The following is a 19,356-nucleotide window of genomic DNA, read 5'->3' as shown; positions in this document are numbered from 1 at the left end:
TGACACGCCCTCACCTGCGTGATTACAACCGCGGCGCCGCTACGTGCGGCCTGCCCGGCATGGGGTGAGCCACACGTTTCCGGTCGATGTTTACGACGTCAGACATGAGGAAAGGGTTGCAGTGAAACCCAGATTGGGCAGGCTAATTGCATGCCTGGTGGTGTCCGCGGTGGCAAGTACCGCGCTGCCACAGGCCGCATATGCGGCGTCCGATTCGCACGACGGTGACGGAAAAGGAATAGTCGATACCGTCAAGGGCTGGCTCGGCGCCGACGACGAGCATCCGCTCGCCAAGCCGCCGTCCCACGACGAGCTGGACGTGGCCGACCGGCAGAAGCTGCCGAAGGGCAGGAAGGCCCCGAAGGCCAAGCGGGTCAAGGAGCTGAAGAGCCGGCGCACCTCGACCGCGCGCTTCTGGCAGCTGTCCGACGGCCGGGTGCAGGCGGATCTGTCGGCCGTGCCGACCTCGTACCGCTCGGGCTCCGGCAAGAAGGCGGCCTGGAAGGCGATCGACACCGCCGTCCACGCGACGGACGCGAAGGGCTTCGACTTCGCCAACACCACCAACGAGGGCCGCAGCTGGTTCGGTTCGGACGCGGACCGACTGGTGCGCTTCCGGTCCCCCGACGGCCGCGCGGTCACGCTGGGCCTGCAGGGCGCGGACGGCTCTCTGAAGCCGGTGGCCAAGGGCTCGACGGTCACCTACAAGGACGCCGTGCACGGCGCGGACCTGGAGTACGGGGTGGGCCCCGGCCGGGTGAAGGAGAACATCACCCTCGCCCAACGCCCCACCGGTCCGCTGAAGTTCACGTTCACGCTGGACACCGACGGTCTGGTGCCGCGGGCCCGCAAGGACGGGTCGATCGCGCTGTACGGTGCGCTGCCGAACACCCCGGTGATGGTCATCCCGGCGCCGTACATGACGGACGCGAAGAAGGCGGACAAGTCCGTCTTCGGCAAGACCTACAGCACGAAGGTCACGCAGAAGCTCACGAAGGACGGCAAGTCCTGGAAGCTGACCGTGACCCCGGATACGAAGTGGCTGGCCTCGAAGGACCGCCAGTACCCGGTGGTGATCGACCCGACGATCACGATCGCGCCGTCGCCGACGGACTCGCAGGACACGATGGTCCTGTCCGACCAGCCGACGACGAACTTCAACACCTCCTGGAAGCTGTCGGTCGGCCGCACGGCCACCGGTACGGCCCGCTCCCTGATCAAGTTCCCGCTGAGCGAGATCCCCTCGGGCACGAAGATCGACTCGGCGCGTCTGGAGATGTACTTCGACAACGCCCACGACGGCGGCGGCACGAAGGTGCCGGTCGAGGTGCACCGGGCGACCGGAACCTGGGACGAGACGACGGCGAACTGGAACAACACCAGCTCGTCCGTCGGTGAGCTGTCCGGCACCAGCTACACGGTGGACGACGGCGACGCGGGCACCACGGCGGCCACCGGCTCCTGGCCGGCGACGACGTCCTCGCTCGGGCAGTACGGCATCGGCGGCGACTACCACTACAACAAGGACACGGTCGCCGGGGACACCTACACCTGGCAGCCGAACATCAAGGACGCGGGCACCTACCAGGTCGACGTGCACTACGTCGCGGCCACCGACCGTGCCACCAACGCCCCGTACACGGTGACGTCCAAGACCGGCTCCACCACCTACACGGTGAACCAGCAGTCCGGCACCAACGGTGTCTGGGCCCCGCTGGCGGGCGGCGCGCAGATCGACTTCGCGGCGGGCACGGCGGGCAAGGTCGTCCTCGGCGACGGCCCGGCGTCCGCGTCCACGGCCGTGATCGCGGACGCGGTCCGCCTCACCAACCCGGCGATGATCAACAAGGACATCGGCGAGTACAGCCAGTGGCACAAGTTCCCGGTGACCGACACGGTCCAGCAGTGGCTGGACGGCACCTCGGTCAACAACGGGTTCGTGCTGAAGGCCGCCGACGAGACGACGGCCGGCCCGGTGGGCGGTCCGCGCTACGAGGCCGGCGACGGCGACTACGGCGGCGAGACCTCCACGATCCCGCGGCTGACGGTGACGTACGGCAAGGTCGGCACCACGCTGAACTCGCCCACCGTGGTCCACGGCACCGGCCCGGAGCTGTCCTGGAAGGCGTACTCGAACACCACCGGTGATCCGAGCAACGACATCGTCGAGTACCAGCTGCACCGCTCCACGCAGCAGGCGTTCACCCCGTCCGCGGCCACGCTCGTCGCCCCGATCGACAAGTCGTCGACGGCGTACACGGATACCACCGCGACCCCGACGCCGGACTCCTCCTCGGTGGAGATCGGGCGGTCGTACTACTACCAGCTCGCGGTGAAGACGAAGGGCGGCCAGATCCTCGGCTCGCCCACCCGCATCGTCGGCGTGCCCAAGGCCGGCCGCACGATGAGCCTGATCCAGGGCACCGCGGGCAGCGTCACGGACACCACCCTGTCCTCCGCGACCCCGACCACCAACCTGGACACCATCAGCCGGGACGGCGTGGGCCAGAAGTGGCTGAGCGTGGGCAACAACACGCCCACGAACACCACCGAGAAGACCCGCGCGGTCATGAAGTTCCCGACCAGCGCGATCCCGACGACGGCCACGGTGCTGGAGTCCCGCCTCTTCATGTGGGGCGCGGAGACCACCACCAAGACCAACGGCGCGATCTACGAACTCCACGGCCTGAACAAGGACTTCACCGAGACCCAGGCCACCTGGAACAACGCCGCGACCGGCACGGCGTGGACGACGGCGGGCGGCGACTACTCGGCGACCGTCTCCGACACCGTCGCCACGGTCTCGGACGTCGGCCGCCACTGGTGGGACGCGACCTCCCTCACCCAGGGCTGGACCCGCACCCCGTCCTCCAACCACGGCGCCCTGATCAAGCTGAAGGACGAGACCTCCACGGGCCCGCAGGAGCAGACGATGTTCCTGGCCTCGGAGGCCGCCGACCCGCAGATCGGCCCGCTGCTGCGCGTCATCTACGTCGACTCCACCACGGACGACACGTACTACGCGCCGCAGACTCCGGCCCGTATGACCCCGAACTCGACGTACACGGTGGACTTCACGGTCACCAACACCACGTCGAGCGCGTGGGCGAGCGGTGAGCGGGTCCTGTCGTACACCTGGCAGCTCCCCGACGGCACGGACGCGACGACGGGCGGCAACCAGCTGTCCACGGCGATCCCCGCGCTGTCCCCGGGCCAGTCGACGACGATCCAGGCGCAGGTCAAGACGCCCATCAACTCGGACTCGGGCAGCAAGCGCACCAAGTACGTACTCGGCTGGGACGTCAAGAAGGTCTCCGACGGCAGCTGGCTGTCGGCGGGCACGGGTGGCATACCGCCGCTGAAGCAGAACGTGGCGGTGGAGGACCCCACCTCCAACGCGCTGGGCCTGGAGAAGTTCTACTCGTACACCGGCAAGAACACGGGCGCCGGCTCGACGGTGATGAACAATCTGTCCTCCGGCAACACAGTGTGGTCGTACAACGCGTTCACCAACCCGGGCCGGGGTCTGACGACGTTCGCGCGCTTCGCGTACAACTCGCTGGACACCGACAACACCACCGGTGGCGCGGGTGCGGGCTGGTCGGCGCAGCTGGGCGGGCCGATCCGGCTCGGTGCGGCGCTGGACTTCCACCCCAACCCGGTTCAGAACGCGTCGGAGATCCGTCTGCCGGACGGTGACGGCACCACGCACGTCTTCACCAAGCAGCCGGACGGTTCGTGGAAGGCCCCTGCGGGTGTCCACTACCGCATCACGATGAAGGCGGGCCTGGACTGCAACCCGGACAAGGACCCGGTGCCGGACGCCTGGACGCTGCTGCGTCCGGACGGCACGCGGTTCTACTTCGGCTGCGACGGCTACCTGACGTCTGTCGTCGACAAGAACGGCAACACGCAGACCTACACCTACGAGCAGCACAAGACCCAGGGCAAGGCGGCGAAGTTCCTCGCCTACGTCACCGACCCGGCGGGCCGGCAGTCCCTGACGCTCGACTACTACAAGAAGGGCGACGCGTCGTACGACTACATCGACGGCACGGGCGCCAAGGTCACGGGCACGAGCCTGACAGACCCGGACATCTACGACCACGTGAAGTCCATCACGGACATCTCGGGCCGTAAGGTCTCCTTCTACTACACGGTGCAGGGCCTGCTCGGTCGGTTCACCGACGGCGACGGCTCCGCCCAGCCGAAGGTCTTCAAGTTCACCTACGACGCCACGCAGGGCAACAAGAACGTCAAGCTGGTGACGGCCACCGACCCGCGCGGCCACGACACCAAGCTGGCGTACTACGCGCCGCAGAGCGGTGACGACCCGAAGTACCACTGGTGGACGAAGACGTTCACGGACCGTCTGAACGGTGACACCGGCTTCGCCTACGCGGTGGACACCGCGAACACGAAGTTCACCGACACCACGGTCACGGACGCCGAGACGCACTCCACCAAGTACGTCACGGACGACTTCGGCCGCCCGGTCCAGACGACCAACGCCAAGTCCCAGACGTCGAAGATGAGCTGGGACGCGGACAACAACGTCACGTATGTCGAGGAGGACAACGGCGCCAAGACCGCGTACTGCTACGACCAGAAGACGGGCTACCCGCTCTGGCAGCGCGACGCGGAGAACAACAAGGCCGGCGTGCCCGACCAGACGGCCACCTGTGTCTCGGACACCACCAAGTGGCCGGCGAACGCCGCGAAGTTCGAGTACCAGACCCGGGCGGACGGCTTCTCGGCGGACCTGTTCCGCAAGACGTCGCCCGAGGGGCGGGCCTGGCAGTTCGGGTATGACACCTTCGGGAACGTGACTGCGGTCACCGACCCGAAGGGTGTCGCGACCACGTCGGTGCCGGACGACTACACCACGAAGTACGAGTACGACGCCTACGGTGAGCTGACCAAGGCGACGGACGCCAACGGCAACCCGACGACGTACAGCGGCTTCGGGGACACCGGTTACCCGGACACGATCACCGACGCCAAGTCCAACGCGACGAAGTACGTCTACGACGAGCGGGGCCAGGTCACCCAGGTCACCGACGCCAACAACAAGGTGACCACGCAGACGTACGACACGTTCGGGCGTCCGCTGGTCAACACCGTGCCCAAGGAAACCGGCGTGGTGATCACCAGCCCGGCGCCGGTGTACGACGAGAACGACAACGTCACCAAGTCGACGGCACCCAACGGCGCGGTCTCGACAGCGGTGTACGACAACGCTGACGAGATCACGTCGGCGACGGGTCCGGCGAACAACCAGACCGCCCCGCGTACCTCGACGTACACGTACGACAAGGTCGGCAACGTCAAGACGACGACCGAGCCCAAGGGCACGGCGACGACGACGGACGCGACCGACTTCGTCACGACGAACACCTACAACGAGATCTACCAGCTCACGTCCGTGGTCAACGCGAACAGTGACAAGGTCTCCTACGAGTACGACAACGTCGGCAACGTCACCAAGGTCATCGACCCGAAGAAGAACGCGACGGCCGACACGACCGACTACACGACCAAGACCGACTACGACCTGGACCACCGGGCCACGGTCGTCACGGACGCGGCCGGCAAGACCACCAAGAAGGGCTACGACAAGGACGGCCTGGTCACCTCGGCCACGGACGCCGAGAACAACACGACCACGATCACGTACGACGAGCGTGGCAAGCAGACCGAGGTCAAGGTCCCGCACGAGGGCACCACGACACGCTCGACGAAGTACGAGTACGACCAGGTCGGCAACACCACCAAGGTGATCACCCCGAGGGCGGTCGCCGCGGGAACGACCACGGCGTTCACGGCGCGTACCGAGTACGACGCGTTGAACCGCCCGGTCAAGCAGTACCAGCCCTACGACCCGGCGGACTCGCGCTACAACGACCCGAACGTCTACACGGAGACGACCTACGACAAGGTGGGCCAGGTCTCGAAGACCTCGCTGCCGCCGTCGGACGGCGAGACGGTCCGCAACGACACCACCTACAGCTACTTCGACAACGGCTGGGCGAGGTCGTCCACGGATCCGTGGGACATCACCACGACCTACGACTACAACGAGATGGGTCAGCAGACCAAGCGGACCCTGACCTCGGCGGGCGGTTCCTCGGACCGCACGATGACCTGGGACTACTACGCCGACGGTGCCCTGAAGTCGCGCTCCGACGACGGCGTGCCGGCGGGCAAGTCGGTCGTCCTGGCCGACAACTCCGACACCCAGAACACCTCGAAGACCGGTACCTGGACGAAGGGAGACATCACCGGTCAGCAGGGCTACAACCACGAGACCCACGCGGCCGGCACCGGCACGGACGCCTACACGTGGACGCTCAACGTCCCCAAGGACGGCACGTACGCCGCGTACGTGAAGTTCCCGCAGGTGACGGGTGCCGCGACGACGGCGAAGTACACGGTGACGTACGACGGCGGCACGACCGACAAGACGATCGACCAGAACGCCACCGCCAACCAGGGCACCTGGGTCTCGCTGGGATCCTTCGCGTTCAAGCAGGGCAACGCGGCGAAGCTGCAGCTGTTCCAGAACAGCGGCGGCAAGGTCGTTGCCGATGGCGTGAAGCTCGTCCGTGACACCAGCGGCGACCCGGCCGACACGGAGAAGGACAACTTCGCCTACACCTACGACCTCAACGGCAACCTGACCAAGCTCGACGACACCTCGTCGACCGCGAAGATCGACGCGTACGCCATCACCTACACGGGCCTCAACCAGGTCCAGAAGGTGAGCGAGTCCCTGGCCGGCGTGGAGAAGAAGGCCACGTCGTACACGTACGACGCCGACGGCCAGACGGACACCATCACGCACCCGGACCAGTTCTCCAAGTACACGTACGACCTGCGTGAACTGGTGAAGACGGTCTCGGTCGGCAAGTCCGCCACGGACGCGTCGCCCAAGGTGTCCTCGTACACGTACACCGACCGCGCTCAGAAGCTCCAGGAGACCAAGGCCAACGGCAACACGGTCGACTACACGTACTACCTGGACGCGGCACTCAAGTCGACGACGGAGAAGAAGCCCAACGGCACCCTCGTCGACTCGCACACCTACGCCTACGACGCGAACGGCAACAAGTCGCAGGACGTGGCGAAGAAGATGAACGCCGACAACCACGCGGCGTACCTCGACTCCACCACGGACTACACCTACGACCCGGCTGACCGCCTCAAGCAGTCGGTCAAGACCGGCAACGGCGCGGGCTCCGAGACGTACGTCCACGACAACAACGCCAACGTCATCAGCCAGACCGTCAAGAACGTCACCACCAACTACAACTACGACCGCAACCGTCTGCTGAGCGCCACCACCGGCTCGTCTACGGCCAACTACAACTACGACCCGTTCGGCCGCCAGGAGTCCGTCACCTCGAACGGAAAGGTCATCGAGCGGAGCGTGTACGACGGCTTCGACCACGTCGTGGAGTCCCAGAAGGCGGACGACACGGGCGCGATGAAGTCCACCACGTACACCTTCGACCCGCTGGACCGCACCGCCTCGAAGACGGCGGCGGGCAAGACAACGGACTTCGAGTACCTGGGCCTCTCCTCGGAGGTCCTGGACGAGAAGGTCGCCGGCACGCTGACCAAGTCGTACCAGTACAGCCCGTGGGGCGAACGCCTGTCGCAGATCAAGCACAACAGCGACGGGACGACCGAGGACGGCTACTACGGCTACAACGGCCACAGTGACGTCGAGACCCTCACGGACAAGAACGGCGACACGAAGGCGACCTACGGCTACACCGCCTACGGCTCCGACGACACCTCCGACTTCACCGGCATCGACAAGCCTGACGCCGCAGACCCCACCAAGGAGGCGTACAACCCGTACCGGTTCAACGCCAAGCGCTGGGACGCCCAGTCCGGAACGTACGACATGGGCTTCCGCAACTACAGCCCGGGCCTGAACCGCTTCACCAGCCGGGACATGTACAACGGCGCCCTCGCCGACATGAACCTCGGCACCGACCCCTACACCGGCAACCGCTACGCCTTCGGCGGCGGCAACCCGATCAGCATGGTCGAGCTCGACGGCCATCTGTCCATCCCGGGCGTGATCAGCGACATCGGCAGCGCGCTGGAGGGCGGTGCCGAAGCGTTGGAAGGCGCCCTGTCGGGCGCCGCTGAGGCGACTGGCAGCGCTGCGGCGAGTGGGGGCAGCCTGCTGAGCAGGCTGTCTCCTTGGGGCATCGCGGCAACCGTCTTCGCGTGGGCATCCGCGCCCACGCCGACCGCACCCAACGGATACGAGTCGGATCCCGGTGAGAAGCCGGACTACAGCAAGGGGCTCCTCCTCAAGCCGGACTCCGAGAAGGAATGGCAGCCCGGCGACGCCCAGCGTCCGTTCGACCGGGGGGACTGCTCTCGCGGTACGAGCATGACCTACTACGCCCCGCTCGATCAGCAGGGGCGAGCCACTGGCGCGTTCGCCTGTCTCACCGCCGGTGGGTTCAACTACACCGACAAGAACGGGGACTCGGTGCTGAACGGACCGGACACGAAGATCATGGGTAGCAACGCACCGTGGCCGCCCTCGACCCCAGGGTTCTGGGACAGCGTCCCTCCGGGCTTCAAACTGGGGAACGACCCCACGATGAACCGCGGCCATCTGCTGGCGCGTCAGCTCGGCGGCAGCGGCACGGACCGGCGCAATCTCGTTCCGCTGTACCGGAATGCCAATTCCCCGGTCATGTCCGGGGCGGAGCAGAAGATCGCAGATTCGATTGCGGCGGGGAATACCGTCTACTATTCGTCGATTCCGATCTATGAAAACTCCACCAACCCGATTCCGTCGGGTGTTACAATGACGGCCTATACTTCGACAGGAGTCCAGATAGTCAACCAGACAATTCTGAACAAGCCCTGACGAAGTTGCAATCGGTCTATAAGGCCATGAAAGGCTTATGGGCTGCATAGCCAAGTCAGCCGCGCGGAGGGGTGCATATGGAATGGGTCGATCGTCTGGTGGCGGAGACCGGTTGGGACGCCGAGCCCGGCGAACCCGACTGGTCGGAAGCCGAACAGGCCCTGGGTGCCCCTCTGCCGGCCGACTTCAAGGAACTGCGTCGCCGTTTCTCCGAGTGGGGCGCTTTCTGTGACCATGTCATGCTGCTCAAGGCGCAGGGCGGGTCGGAATCTGTCCCCGCCAACCATGAGAAGTTGCTGAAAGCTGTCCGGGGGAACCCGGACAGTCGGCGGATGTTCGAGCCGTACGGAATCCTCGGGGCGGGCGAGGTGGAGAGCGGCAAGGGGTTGGTTCAGTGGGGCTATTCCTTCATCGAGGAGGAGTACTACTGGCTGGCCGATACCGCGACGGATCCCTCGACCTGGCCGATTGTGGCTCGCGTTGACCCGCTGGAACCGTTTCAGCGATTCGACATGACCGCCTCGGAATTCATCTACCGGGTGGTGGCGGACGCCGAGTTCTCGCCTTTCGGGATCGCGGGGTCTGTCGGGGAGCCTTACTACCGGACGTACTGAGCCACTTCGGCTGGGACGAGAGACTCGCCGTCCGCTACGAAGCAACCGCGCAGGTCGCAGCCATCAACGAATGGCTGTAACCAGCACATGACCAGCTAGGCCCACACCGCCTTGACCACGGCGTGGCCTGCTGCAGCCGCTCGCCCGTAGAACCCTTGCAGGTCCCTGTGATGGTCGAGGAACTCCTGCCTGGCCTCCGCCTCGTCTCGGCCGTAGCCGCCGAGCTTGGCGCCGGCGACGTTCCACAACTCGTCGAAAGAGACGTTCGCGAGGAAGCGTGCGGCCTGTGACACCCCAGGCCGCTCCAGAATCATCAGGGGCGGGTTGGAGGTGTCGGCCTCGGCGCTGTGTGCCACGGGGCGTCCGCCGTAAATCGGCAACGTCCAAGGTTTGTCGGTATCCACAGAGCGGGCATCGGCAGCGGCATAGAGGTCATTGACGGAGTGCCAGACCTTGTCGATGGAGTCGGCGATGCCCGCTGCGTACTCGTCGGGGTGGTTTTCCCAGGCCTCCCACATGAACGCCGCAAGCCAGGTGTGGTCGTCCCGGATCTCGGATTCCGCGACGGCGCGCAGGTGTAGGTGGATGCTCACGGCGACGAGTCCTCCCGTCCGTTCGGCTCGCCTGTCGGGCCGAACGGACGGAACCTACTCGACGGCACTGACGGCGAGACGTCCCGTCTCCTAGCCCGGAATCCCACCCGTACGCTCCCGGCAGGAAGACTTGAGGTGACTGACGACATGCTGAGGGTAGAAGAGCTGGAGGCCGCGCTGCCGTCGATGAGGCAGTGGCGTGTGCCAGGAGGGCGCGCTGTGGACTGGGCCGCCCTCGAGGCGGCTCTCGGGACGGCGCTGCCCTCGGACTTCCGCACGCTGGCGGAGGCGTATCCGGTCCTGGTCGTCGACGACTTCCTTATGGTGTCCGTTCCGACGCCCGGTAACGAGGCGTTGTGGGGATCCGCGTGCCGGGAGGACGAGATCCTTCAGGATCTGTACGAGATGGGCGACACCGAGGACTACGTTCCCTTCCCGCAGCCGGGAGGCCTGATCAGCTGGGCGGCGTCCAATTCGGGGGACTCCTTCTACTGGAGGACGAGCCCCGCGGACCCGGACGCATGGCCGGTGGTCGTCCGCGGAGACAACGGCGACTGGTCGGAGTTCCCGGTCGGTGCCGTGGCGTTCCTGGCCGGCGTGTACGGGCGCACCATCGACGTGCCGGGCATGCCCAAGAACTGGCCCAGCGACCACCCGGAGGTGCTGGGCCTGGACGACCGCATCGACTGATCGGCCGCTGAGTCCCAGCCACATGTGAAAGACGATCGCCCCCGGGATTCCCGGGGGCGATCGTCACGTTTTCCTCGGCATAGAGACAGCGGCAGCCCTCGCGATCTGGCTCCGGGCCTGATCAGGGCCAGTCCTCGGTGATGGGGTACATGTGAGCGTAGGGATCGGGCTCGCCTGTAGAAGGATCCAGTCCGGCCCTGAGCCGTCGATGTTGCTCTCGCCAGCTGACGAACGTGTCTGTCCGCTTCCAGAGCGACGCATCGCCGAGTGGGCAAGCGTCGAACTGACCCAGCATCATGCGGGTGATGAACTGGACCATGTTGCAGTCGAACAGGGCCCACGGCGATTCGCCCCACGAGCGGTGCCGGCGCCAGGCTATGACAGGCCACTTGTCCGGATCTGGGTCGTTCATGAGCCAAGCCATCTCGTTGGCGTTCATTCCAGAACCCCAGGGCAGGACGGCATCGGCACCCAGCGTCACGTCGGGGAATCCTGCGTCCTCCTCCCAGAGCCCACGCAGGCCGTCCGTCATGGCTCCGATGTGACACCCTTCCCACCCGCGCACATCACTCGGAAGTGGAGGCAGAATGACGAGCTCTCCGATATCGCCCACGCCGTATGTGTCCAGCAGAGCCTTGTAGTCACTCGGCAGCTTGGCGCCGAGCGCAACTTCGGCCCCAGCCCAGTCGATCTGCTCGCCGCCTGCGAAGTCTGCCGGCACGAGATCGAGCAGTACTGCGACGTCGGGATGAATGCCCATGGTGAAGCCCCTTGAGGTCAGTGGTCAGCAACCCTAGTTGTGTGGGCTGACACCGTTGCCCTGGGTAGCAGGTCCCCAAAGACCAGCCAACGTGTTCAACATGGGAAGCCAGGACTGTGACCACCGAACACAGCGGGTGATACGCCCGGTAGGGCGACCTCAGCAACCATCCCGGCCGGACCGGGCGAGCACGCCTCATATCCAAAGCGTGCTGCCCGTCCAACGCCGTGATCGGCCGGACAAGTCCTAGTCGGCGGTACGGGCCCCGTTCGCCCCGCTTCGTACGGCTGCTCGCCCTCCCCTCCGCAGCTCCTGTATAACCGGGCCTCCATCGAACTCGCCGTCCCTGTCGAAGGGTTGATTCGTGCTGCCCGGAACCGGAAAACCCCTCTGCCCGCATGGGCGCCCTGCCCTCGGTGTCGTGTTGGTCGCCGTTGCCGTGGCCGTGTCGTCCGGATGTTCGTCGCACGACGGCGAGCGGAAGCCCGCGGGTCGGCACACTTCCTCGAAGACCGCGCAGGCTCAACCCGAGCCGAAGGTCACGCCGAAGCCGGAGCCCAGGACCGCCGCGCAGTTCGTCGCCCGTGCCCGGGAGGCCATGGGGGCCGAGAAGGGGTGGACGTTCGCCCTGCGGGGCAGTGAGTCCGCCGTCATGCAGGGGCAGGCGCCGTCCGGGGCGACGTACGCCGCGACCGTGCACCGGACCACCGCCCCGGTCGCGCTCCGGCAGACCGGCACTGTGACCACCAGCAAGGGGGAGCGCGAGCCCGAGGTGGTGTACGTCGTCGGTGGCACGGGTTACGTCAAGAAGGGCGCCGAGGGGTGGAAGAAGGGGGCGCTCTCCGAGCCCGGCATCGCCAATGACGTCGAGGACCCCTTGGCCGAGCTGGACGCGTTCGCGGCGTACGCCAAGAGTGCGACGGTGAGTCGTACGGGGGCGGGCGTGCGGCTTCGGGTGCGTGCGTCCGGGTGGCAGTTGTCGGCTGCCCGCGACCGTCCCGCGCTCAAGCGGGCGGTGCGCGAAGTGGAGCCCGTGCTGGGGCAGTTGCGCAAGGCGGGGGTGACGGCGACCGACGGTCACATCACGCTCAGGAGCTTCGCCGAGACGTGGGATCTGGGCGACGGGGCGCAGGGGTACCGGGTCGTGGCACACCGGTACGCGTTCACGTTTCTCGTGCCGTTCCAGGGTGGGGACATCACGGTGAGTCAGGAGGTACGGGCCGACAACCGTGGCGTGTTCGACGGGAACGTGGCCCTGCCGTCCGGTGTGAAGTGACCTGTGCGACGCACGGCAGGGTAAGAAGGTTGTGCGTCTGGTGTGAGTTCCCGTGTGGTGATTGACACGTCTGTGACCCGTGATGTTGGAGAGGCGGATTCCGCTTGGTGGACGGGGGAACGGGGTCCTGCTCCCCTGATCCGAGCGAACGGGGAACGTTGTCATGGGTGGAGTGGATACACGACCGCGCGCGGGTGAGATGCGTGCGTGCGCGGCTGACTTCGTCGCTCGTGCCACTGCCCGCACCCGGCTGCCGCTGGACTACTCCGAGCGCAGTCTGCGGGTCGTGGACTTCCTGGTCGACGGGCTGCGCAAGGGCGGCGCCGACCGGGAGCGGGCGCGGGACGCGCTGTCCGGGCTGGGGGCGTACGTCGGTGAGGTGCTCGTGCGCCGCGCGGGGGCGGTGTGGGTGGACTTCGACGCCGACCAGCGCGCCTACTTCGGGCAGTCGACGGGCGTGCGCATGCCGGACGGGCGGGTGTGGAACCCGCTCGGCAAGGTGCTCAACCGTTTCGAAGCGGGCGGTCCGGAGGACTCGTTGCAGACCTTCTGGCTGAAGCTGCACGGGCGGGCGCGGCGGGAGCAGGCCGGCCGTCGTACCGGGTGAGCGGTTCGCGTGGAGAGTCCGGTTCGTCTCCTCGGTCGCCTCCGCGTTCACCGCTGCTGTATAACCGGCCCTCGTTCCGGTCGGCCGCCGTTTTCCGGCCGTTCCTTCACTTCCCGCTGCCCATCGAAGGGTCTCTTCGTGCTGCCCTCTTCGCGTTCCCGTGCCCGTACGTGCTTCGTCGTCGCGCCGGCCGTCGCCGGTGTCCTGCTGGCGGCGTCGGCCTGTGGAGGCCCAGGCGGGGAGGGGGGAGCCGAGCAGCAGGCCGGGGGCGGGTCCGACAGTGTCGCGGTCGGGGCGTCGCCGAGTGCCTCCTCGTCGTCATCGGCGTCGGCATCGGCGTCGTCCTCGCCTTCGAAGTCCGCGTCCGCCTCCGCTTCATCGAAGGCCAAGGACGACGGCGGCAAGGGCAACGCCTCCGCCTCGCCGAGTACGGCCCCGGGTACCGCCGTCACCCAGCAGGCCACCACCGCGCCGCCCGCCGCCTACGCCGCCCCGAACTTCCCCGTCCCCGCCTCCCCGGGCGACGCCACCCAGCTCATCACCGTGAAGGCGAGCGGCTCCTACGCCACCGTCACCGCCTGGGCCAAGGGCGCCTCGGGCTGGAAGGCGCAGTTCGGCACGAGTGCCGGCCGGGTCGGCTCCAACGGCGTCACGGACGGGGCGACGCGGCGGCAGGGGACGTACACCACGCCCTCCGGGACGTACACGCTCACCGAGGGCTTCGGGGTCGAGGCGGGCGGGACGAGCATGCCGTACCACGTCGTCAACAGCTCGGACTGGTGGGTGGAGGACCCCCAGTCCAAGTACTACAACTCGATGCACACCGCGGCGGGCGCCGACTTCCCGCTCACCGAGTCCGGCGACCGGGGCAGCGAGCATCTGATCAACTACCCGACCCAGTACGCCAAGGCGCTCGTCGTCAACTTCAACCGGTGGCCCGCCACGCCCGGTCGCGGCGCCGGCATCTTCCTGCACGTCAACGGGAAGGGGGCGACGGCTGGTTGTGTGTCCGTGCCGCGCGCCACGATGGACCGGATCATGGCCTGGATCCGGCCCGGCGCCCATCCCCGCATCGCCATCGGCTGACGACACGGGCACGGGCACGGCACGGGACGGGTGCGGACGACCCGGGAGCGCACCGGGAGCTGTGACACTTCTGTGAGGCCTGACGCTGATGACCTTGTAGGGCGTGGACACGGCCGGAGTGTGCCGCCCGACGGGGGACGCGCCACCCATGGTGGCTACACACTCGGTACGAACGAGGACAGTCTTTGGGCCAGGGAGGGGAGCCCCGTCGCCTGCAGGCGCAGGACGGGGAGCTGGGCGCGGCTGTCGCACGGGCCCAGGACGGTGACGAGAACGCTTTCGCGGTGGCCTACCGGATCGTGCAGCCGAGCCTGCTCGGCTATCTCCGCGGCCTCGTCGGCGAGGACGCGGAGGACGTGGCCTCCGACGCCTGGCTGGAGATAGCCCGCGACCTCGGCAGGTTCCGCGGCGACGGCGCCGGGTTCCGCGGCTGGAGCGCGACCATCGCCCGCCACCGGGCCCTGGACCACCTGCGCAGACAGCGGGTACGGCCCCGGGCGGCGGCGCTCGAACAGGACGTACTGGAGCTGCCCGGACCGCACAGCACGCACGACCAGGCGCTGGAGTCCCTCTCCACCGGGCGCGCCCTGGAACTGGTCCGGTCGCTGCCGCGCGACCAGGCCGAGGCCGTGCTGCTGCGGGTGGTCGTCGGCCTCGACGGACCCTCCGTCGCCCGCGTCCTCGGCAAGCGCCCCGGAGCGGTCCGCACGGCCGCGTACCGCGGGCTGAAATGGCTTGCCCGCCAGCTGGGCGTCCGGGACGCGGCGGACTCAGGTGTGACGGATGACGGCCCCCGGACGCTGGGGGAGTCGAAATGAACGCTGACGGCCACCAGCCGTATGGATTCTGCAGAAGCAGTGGGGCGAGGCCTCCGGCGGATCCGAGAGGCTGGGCGGGCCGCACTAGGAACAGGATCGGGTACGGACATGGGTGAACGGCACAGCGGCGACGAGCCCGGCCGCCGGCGCGGGCACCCTGGCGGCACCGTCCTCGGACCGGCACCGGCCGACCGGGACGGCCGGGACGCCGCGTTCGAGGCGCGGCTCGCCGCGGCGCTCCGCCGGGGCGCGGCCTCGGGCGGCATCGACCCCGAGGCCGAGCAGCGCGCCGTGGCCGCGTTCCGCGCCGCCCGGGACACCGGGGCGCACGCGTCGCGGACCCGGCGCCGGGACGACTGGCGGCCCCGGGAGGCGCGCGGCGCCCGGCTCTCACTGAAGGCCACGCTCTCCGTGTTTTTGGCGAGCGTCACGCTGGGCGGTGTCGCCTTCGCCGCGATCGACTCCGTCGGATCCGCGAAGGACGACGACGGGCGGCGGACGCGGCCCTCGTCGAGCGCCCCGGAACAGCCGAGCGCGCAGCCGACCGCTCCCGAGTCCGGAGCCCCTTCGACGCGCCCCGGCCACCCGGCCACCGCGAAGGACACCCTGGCCCACTGCCGCGCCTACGAGCAGATCAAGGACCGCGGCAAGGCCCTGGAGGCGACGGCCTGGCAGCGGCTCGTCACGGCCGCGGGCGGCGAGGAGAACGTCGCCGCCTACTGCTCCGAGCAGATCGCCCTCGCCGATGGCGCGAACAAGGGCAAGAGCGACAAGCCGCACAACAGCGGTAATGGGCACGGAAGTAGCGAAAGCGCTAAGAGCGGTAGCGGCGGCAAGGCGGACTCGAAGGCCGCCGGCTCCGCCAACTCCGGTAAGTCCGGCGGGAAGAAGTGACTCCGCTCACCCGCGGTCGAGCGTCAGGGCAACGGCCGGGGCCGCCACCCCCCACAGGAGAGGCCCCGGCCGTCGCGCTCACGGGCCGCTGTACGGCCCGTACTTCCTTCAGCGCCGAGAGTGCGTTTTCTGTCACACCTGGGCGTGTCACGAGTTAGTTGCATCTTCTACCGACCTGGACGGGGAACGGTTTCACGCCGTAACGTGCCTTTCGCGCCGACCGAAGCCAGGCGTAAAGGGAGTGCGGTGCTGGGGGACGACGCGGAGCTGACCACCGCGGTGCGTGCGGCACAGGACGGGGATGAGACCGCGTTCCGTACGGTGTACCGCGCGGTGCATCCGAGGCTGCTCGGATACGTACGCACACTCGTCGGCGACCCGGACGCCGAGGACGTCACGTCCGAGGCCTGGCTGCAGATAGCCCGGGACCTCGACCGGTTCAGCGGTGACGCGGACCGCTTCCGCGGCTGGGCCGCCCGGATCGCCCGCAACCGCGCCCTGGACCACATACGGATGCGCGGCCGCCGCCCCGCGATAGGCGGCGACGAGACGGAACTGACCGGCCGGGCCGCCGAGTCCGACACGGCCGGTGAGGCCATCGAGGCCCTGGCCACCGACAGCACCCTCTCGCTCATCGCCAGGCTCCCGCAGGACCAGGCCGAGGCGGTCGTGCTGCGCGTGGTGGTCGGCCTGGACGCCAAGTCCGCGGCCGAGACCCTCGGCAAGCGCGCGGGGGCCGTACGCACCGCCGCGCACCGCGGTCTGAAGCGGCTCGCGGAGCTGCTCGGCGACGATCCGGAATCGGCGGGCGTGCTCGACGCGCTGCCTCCCCAGCGAGAACCGCGCGGTCGTGCGGTGTCGTCCGCAACTGTGACGCATACGCGTGCGAGGACGCAGAAGGACATGTGATGGCCGACGAGCACAACAAGTGGCTTACCCGTGATACGGCGGAACGTCTGCTGCGCGGTGAGTCGCTGGAAGCCGTCGACGCCTCCTCCTCTGACCAGGCGGAACGGCTTGCGAAGGCGCTCGGCGCACTCTCCGCCGAGGCGGCTCCCGCGACCGGTGAACTCCCCGGCGAGCAGGCCGCGCTGGCCGCGTTCCGCAAGGTCCGCGAGGCGGCCGAGGCCGAGCGGACCGCCGCCGCGCTCGGCGACGGCACCCCCGGGCGCTCCGGCCTGTCCGCGCGCGGCTCCGACGCCGGCCTGGTCCGCATCGGCGTCCCGACCCGTACCGGAATCCGCGCCCGCCGGCCGCGCTGGGCCCGCCCGGTGCGCCTCGCGCTCGCCGCGGCGGTGGCCGCGGGCATGCTCGGCGGGGTCGCCATGGCCGCCGGCAGCGGAGTGCTGCCGATCCCGTTCCACGACGACCGCCCGGACCCCGCGGCCTCCGTCTCCGCCGCCCAGAGCCCGGGACAACCGCACACCTCGCCCACGCCGCAGTCCCCCCAGGGCATCCTCCCGAGCACGGACACGCCCGACGGCGGCACCAGCGGGTCCCTCGACCCCTCCGGCGGGGCCACCGCACCCGACCAGGGCACGGACCCGGGCACCACACCCGGCTCCGGCGACGCCTCCGGGAATCCCGGCACCTGGTGGCAGGTCGCCAGCGCGGCCTGCCGCGACCTGAAGGACGGCAAGGAGCTGGGCTCCGACCGCAGGCGGGCCCTGGAGGGCCTGGCGGGCGGCTCCTCGCGGGTGACCGCGTACTGCAAGTCCGTCCTCGCGGGCCAGTACAGCTCCGGCGGTACGGGCAAGGGCACCGGCGGCGACGAGGGCGGCAAGGGCAACGCGAACGGCGGCGGCGAAGGCAAGGGCAAGGACAAGGGCAAGGACAAGGGCGACGAGAACGGCCAGGGCGGTGACGACGACGGTCACCCGGGCCGGGGCCACGGCCACCGCCACGACCGCCAGGGCCGCGCCGCCAGCCCCGCACCCTCGGCCTTCGCACCCACGGGCGCGGACCGGAAGGCCACGGGTCCGGCGCCCACGCCGAGCCCGTCGTACACCACGCTCTGAGTTCCGCCCCGCCCCTGCCCCACCCCTATATCGCCTCTGACCTGCGATTTTGTCGGCCGCGAAAATTTTTCCGCCAAGGGTGTGACGTTTCCGGGCCCCGCGACGCAGTAATGAGTGAGCCGACTGGTCATCGGCCGTCGCACTGAGCCGGGGTTCCCCCCGTACCCGTGGCTCGTGCACCTGGCGCGGGCGGGACACGTTCCCCCGGTCCCGCCCGCGCCCCAAATCCTCACCAGTAGACGACGACCTTGTCGCCGATCCCCACCTGCGCGAACAGCCGCGCGATCGCCGCCTCGTCCCGCACGTTGACGCATCCGTGCGAACCACCCGCGTACCCGCGCGCCGCGAAGTCGTAGGAGTAGTGCACCGCCTGGCCGCCGCTGAAGAACATCGCGTACGGCATCGGGGAGTGGTAGAGCGTCGACACATGGTGCCGTGACTTCCAGTAGACGTGGAACACACCCTCGCGGGTGGGCGTGTACTGGGTGCCGAAGCGGACGGAGACCGTCTCGACCGTGCGCCCGTCGATCATCCAGCGCAGCGTCCGGCTGGTCTTGCTGATGCACAGCACCCGGCCGGTCAGACAGCGCGGGTCGGGCGCGGCGGCCGGCTGACCGCCCATCAGGTACAGCTCCCACTGGCCCGGCCGGTGCGTCATGGCCAGCAGCCGCTGCCAGGTGACGGTGTCCAGCTCACCGGTCCGCGGCAGCCCGCGCTTGCCCTGGAAGCCCCGGACGGCCTGCTCGGTCAGATCGTCGTAGGTCCCCGTCGGCCCGTCGAACAGCCAGGCGACCTGGCGGAGCCGGGCCTGCAGCTCGCGCACGCCCGGGCCGCTGTCCCCGCGCGACCACAGCACCCGTGGCGCGGGCCGGGCGGGCTGGGCGGCGGGCGTCCGCTCGGCCGTCCGGGTGGGGTCGGGGGCGGGGCTGGAGGGCAGCTGGACCCGCACCGGTGAGTGGTGCTTGCCGTCGGCGTCCGGAGGCTGCACGGTGCAGCCGCAGAGCGCGGCGAGGGCGGCGGCCGAGACGAGTAGAGCGGCTGGTCTCCCCGGGATCCTCATGCCGGGGATGCTTCCCCGCGTGACCGCCGCCGAACTAC

13 protein-coding genes are annotated in these 19,356 nt (G+C 68.7%); 10 read left to right on the top strand and 3 right to left on the bottom strand.

Going from position 1 to position 19,356, the window contains the following annotated elements:
- Positions 1-1,126: 1,126 nt before the first annotated feature.
- Both BEK98_RS06245 and BEK98_RS06240 read left to right on the top strand, forming a co-directional pair.
- The gene (locus tag BEK98_RS06245; protein ID WP_244201783.1) at positions 1,127-8,902 is read left to right on the top strand and encodes a golvesin C-terminal-like domain-containing protein; all 7,776 of its coding nucleotides are present in this window, start codon (positions 1,127-1,129) and stop codon (positions 8,900-8,902) included.
- Positions 8,903-8,979: 77 nt separating this feature from the next.
- Positions 8,980-9,516 carry a hypothetical protein gene (locus tag BEK98_RS06240; protein ID WP_094215373.1) on the top strand — a complete coding sequence of 179 codons (537 nt, stop codon included), beginning with the start codon at positions 8,980-8,982 and terminating at the stop codon, positions 9,514-9,516.
- Between the two features lie 95 nt (positions 9,517-9,611).
- On the opposite strand, the gene BEK98_RS06235 is transcribed toward BEK98_RS06240, so the two are convergent.
- The gene (locus BEK98_RS06235; protein WP_094215372.1) at positions 9,612-10,109 is read right to left on the bottom strand and encodes a DUF1877 family protein; all 498 of its coding nucleotides are present in this window, start codon (positions 10,107-10,109) and stop codon (positions 9,612-9,614) included.
- Between the two features lie 147 nt (positions 10,110-10,256).
- Here BEK98_RS06235 and BEK98_RS06230 point away from each other — a divergent pair, with 147 nt between their 5' ends.
- Complete coding sequence (locus BEK98_RS06230) at positions 10,257-10,799, top strand: SMI1/KNR4 family protein (protein ID WP_244201764.1); 543 nt, start codon at positions 10,257-10,259, stop codon at positions 10,797-10,799.
- Between the two features lie 121 nt (positions 10,800-10,920).
- Here BEK98_RS06230 and BEK98_RS06225 read toward each other — a convergent pair whose 3' ends face one another.
- The gene (locus BEK98_RS06225; RefSeq protein WP_094215371.1) at positions 10,921-11,559 is read right to left on the bottom strand and encodes an SMI1/KNR4 family protein; all 639 of its coding nucleotides are present in this window, start codon (positions 11,557-11,559) and stop codon (positions 10,921-10,923) included.
- A gap of 421 nt (positions 11,560-11,980) precedes the next feature.
- Here BEK98_RS06225 and BEK98_RS06220 point away from each other — a divergent pair, with 421 nt between their 5' ends.
- The 7 genes from BEK98_RS06220 (at position 11,981) to BEK98_RS06190 (ending at position 18,258) form a co-directional block, all read left to right on the top strand.
- Complete coding sequence (locus BEK98_RS06220) at positions 11,981-12,835, top strand: hypothetical protein (RefSeq protein ID WP_094215370.1); 855 nt, start codon at positions 11,981-11,983, stop codon at positions 12,833-12,835.
- Between the two features lie 163 nt (positions 12,836-12,998).
- Complete coding sequence (locus BEK98_RS06215; protein ID WP_094215369.1) at positions 12,999-13,442, top strand: hypothetical protein; 444 nt, start codon at positions 12,999-13,001, stop codon at positions 13,440-13,442.
- Positions 13,443-13,580: 138 nt separating this feature from the next.
- Positions 13,581-14,528, top strand: a complete 948-nt coding sequence (locus tag BEK98_RS06210) for a L,D-transpeptidase family protein (protein WP_341868955.1) — start codon at positions 13,581-13,583, stop codon at positions 14,526-14,528.
- 185 nt (positions 14,529-14,713) lie between these two features.
- Positions 14,714-15,346, top strand: a complete 633-nt coding sequence (locus BEK98_RS06205) for an RNA polymerase sigma factor (protein ID WP_094215368.1) — start codon at positions 14,714-14,716, stop codon at positions 15,344-15,346.
- 108 nt (positions 15,347-15,454) lie between these two features.
- Complete coding sequence (locus BEK98_RS06200) at positions 15,455-16,240, top strand: hypothetical protein (RefSeq protein WP_094215367.1); 786 nt, start codon at positions 15,455-15,457, stop codon at positions 16,238-16,240.
- Positions 16,241-16,486: 246 nt separating this feature from the next.
- Positions 16,487-17,149: an RNA polymerase sigma factor gene (locus BEK98_RS06195; protein WP_094215366.1), complete on the top strand. Its 663-nt coding sequence runs from the start codon at positions 16,487-16,489 to the stop codon at positions 17,147-17,149.
- The gene (locus tag BEK98_RS06190; RefSeq protein WP_094215365.1) at positions 17,149-18,258 is read left to right on the top strand and encodes a hypothetical protein; all 1,110 of its coding nucleotides are present in this window, start codon (positions 17,149-17,151) and stop codon (positions 18,256-18,258) included. The genes BEK98_RS06195 and BEK98_RS06190 overlap by 1 nt, the downstream gene beginning before the upstream one ends.
- A 229-nt stretch (positions 18,259-18,487) precedes the next feature.
- On the opposite strand, the gene BEK98_RS06185 is transcribed toward BEK98_RS06190, so the two are convergent.
- Entirely contained in the window at positions 18,488-19,318 is an 831-nt protein-coding gene (locus BEK98_RS06185) for a L,D-transpeptidase family protein (RefSeq protein ID WP_094215364.1), read from the bottom strand.
- Positions 19,319-19,356 lie beyond the last annotated feature (38 nt).

Source organism: Streptomyces diastatochromogenes (assembly GCF_002242805.1).
GTDB lineage: Bacteria > Actinomycetota > Actinomycetes > Streptomycetales > Streptomycetaceae > Streptomyces > Streptomyces diastatochromogenes.
The sequence above is the reverse complement of the archived record's forward strand: the minus strand, read 5'-3'. Positions and strand labels throughout refer to the sequence as shown.

Excerpts from the sequence above, each read along its gene's own strand:
- BEK98_RS06245 (WP_244201783.1), top strand. The coding sequence starts at position 1,127 with ATGGTCCTGTCCGACCAGCCGACGACGAACTTCAACACCTCCTGGAAG.
- BEK98_RS06240 (WP_094215373.1), top strand. The coding sequence starts at position 8,980 with ATGGAATGGGTCGATCGTCTGGTGGCGGAGACCGGTTGGGACGCCGAG.
- BEK98_RS06230 (WP_244201764.1), top strand. The coding sequence starts at position 10,257 with ATGCTGAGGGTAGAAGAGCTGGAGGCCGCGCTGCCGTCGATGAGGCAG.
- BEK98_RS06225 (WP_094215371.1), bottom strand. The coding sequence starts at position 11,559 with ATGGGCATTCATCCCGACGTCGCAGTACTGCTCGATCTCGTGCCGGCA.
- BEK98_RS06215 (WP_094215369.1), top strand. The coding sequence starts at position 12,999 with ATGGGTGGAGTGGATACACGACCGCGCGCGGGTGAGATGCGTGCGTGC.
- BEK98_RS06200 (WP_094215367.1), top strand. The coding sequence starts at position 15,455 with ATGGGTGAACGGCACAGCGGCGACGAGCCCGGCCGCCGGCGCGGGCAC.
- BEK98_RS06190 (WP_094215365.1), top strand. The coding sequence starts at position 17,149 with ATGGCCGACGAGCACAACAAGTGGCTTACCCGTGATACGGCGGAACGT.
- BEK98_RS06185 (WP_094215364.1), bottom strand. The coding sequence starts at position 19,318 with ATGAGGATCCCGGGGAGACCAGCCGCTCTACTCGTCTCGGCCGCCGCC.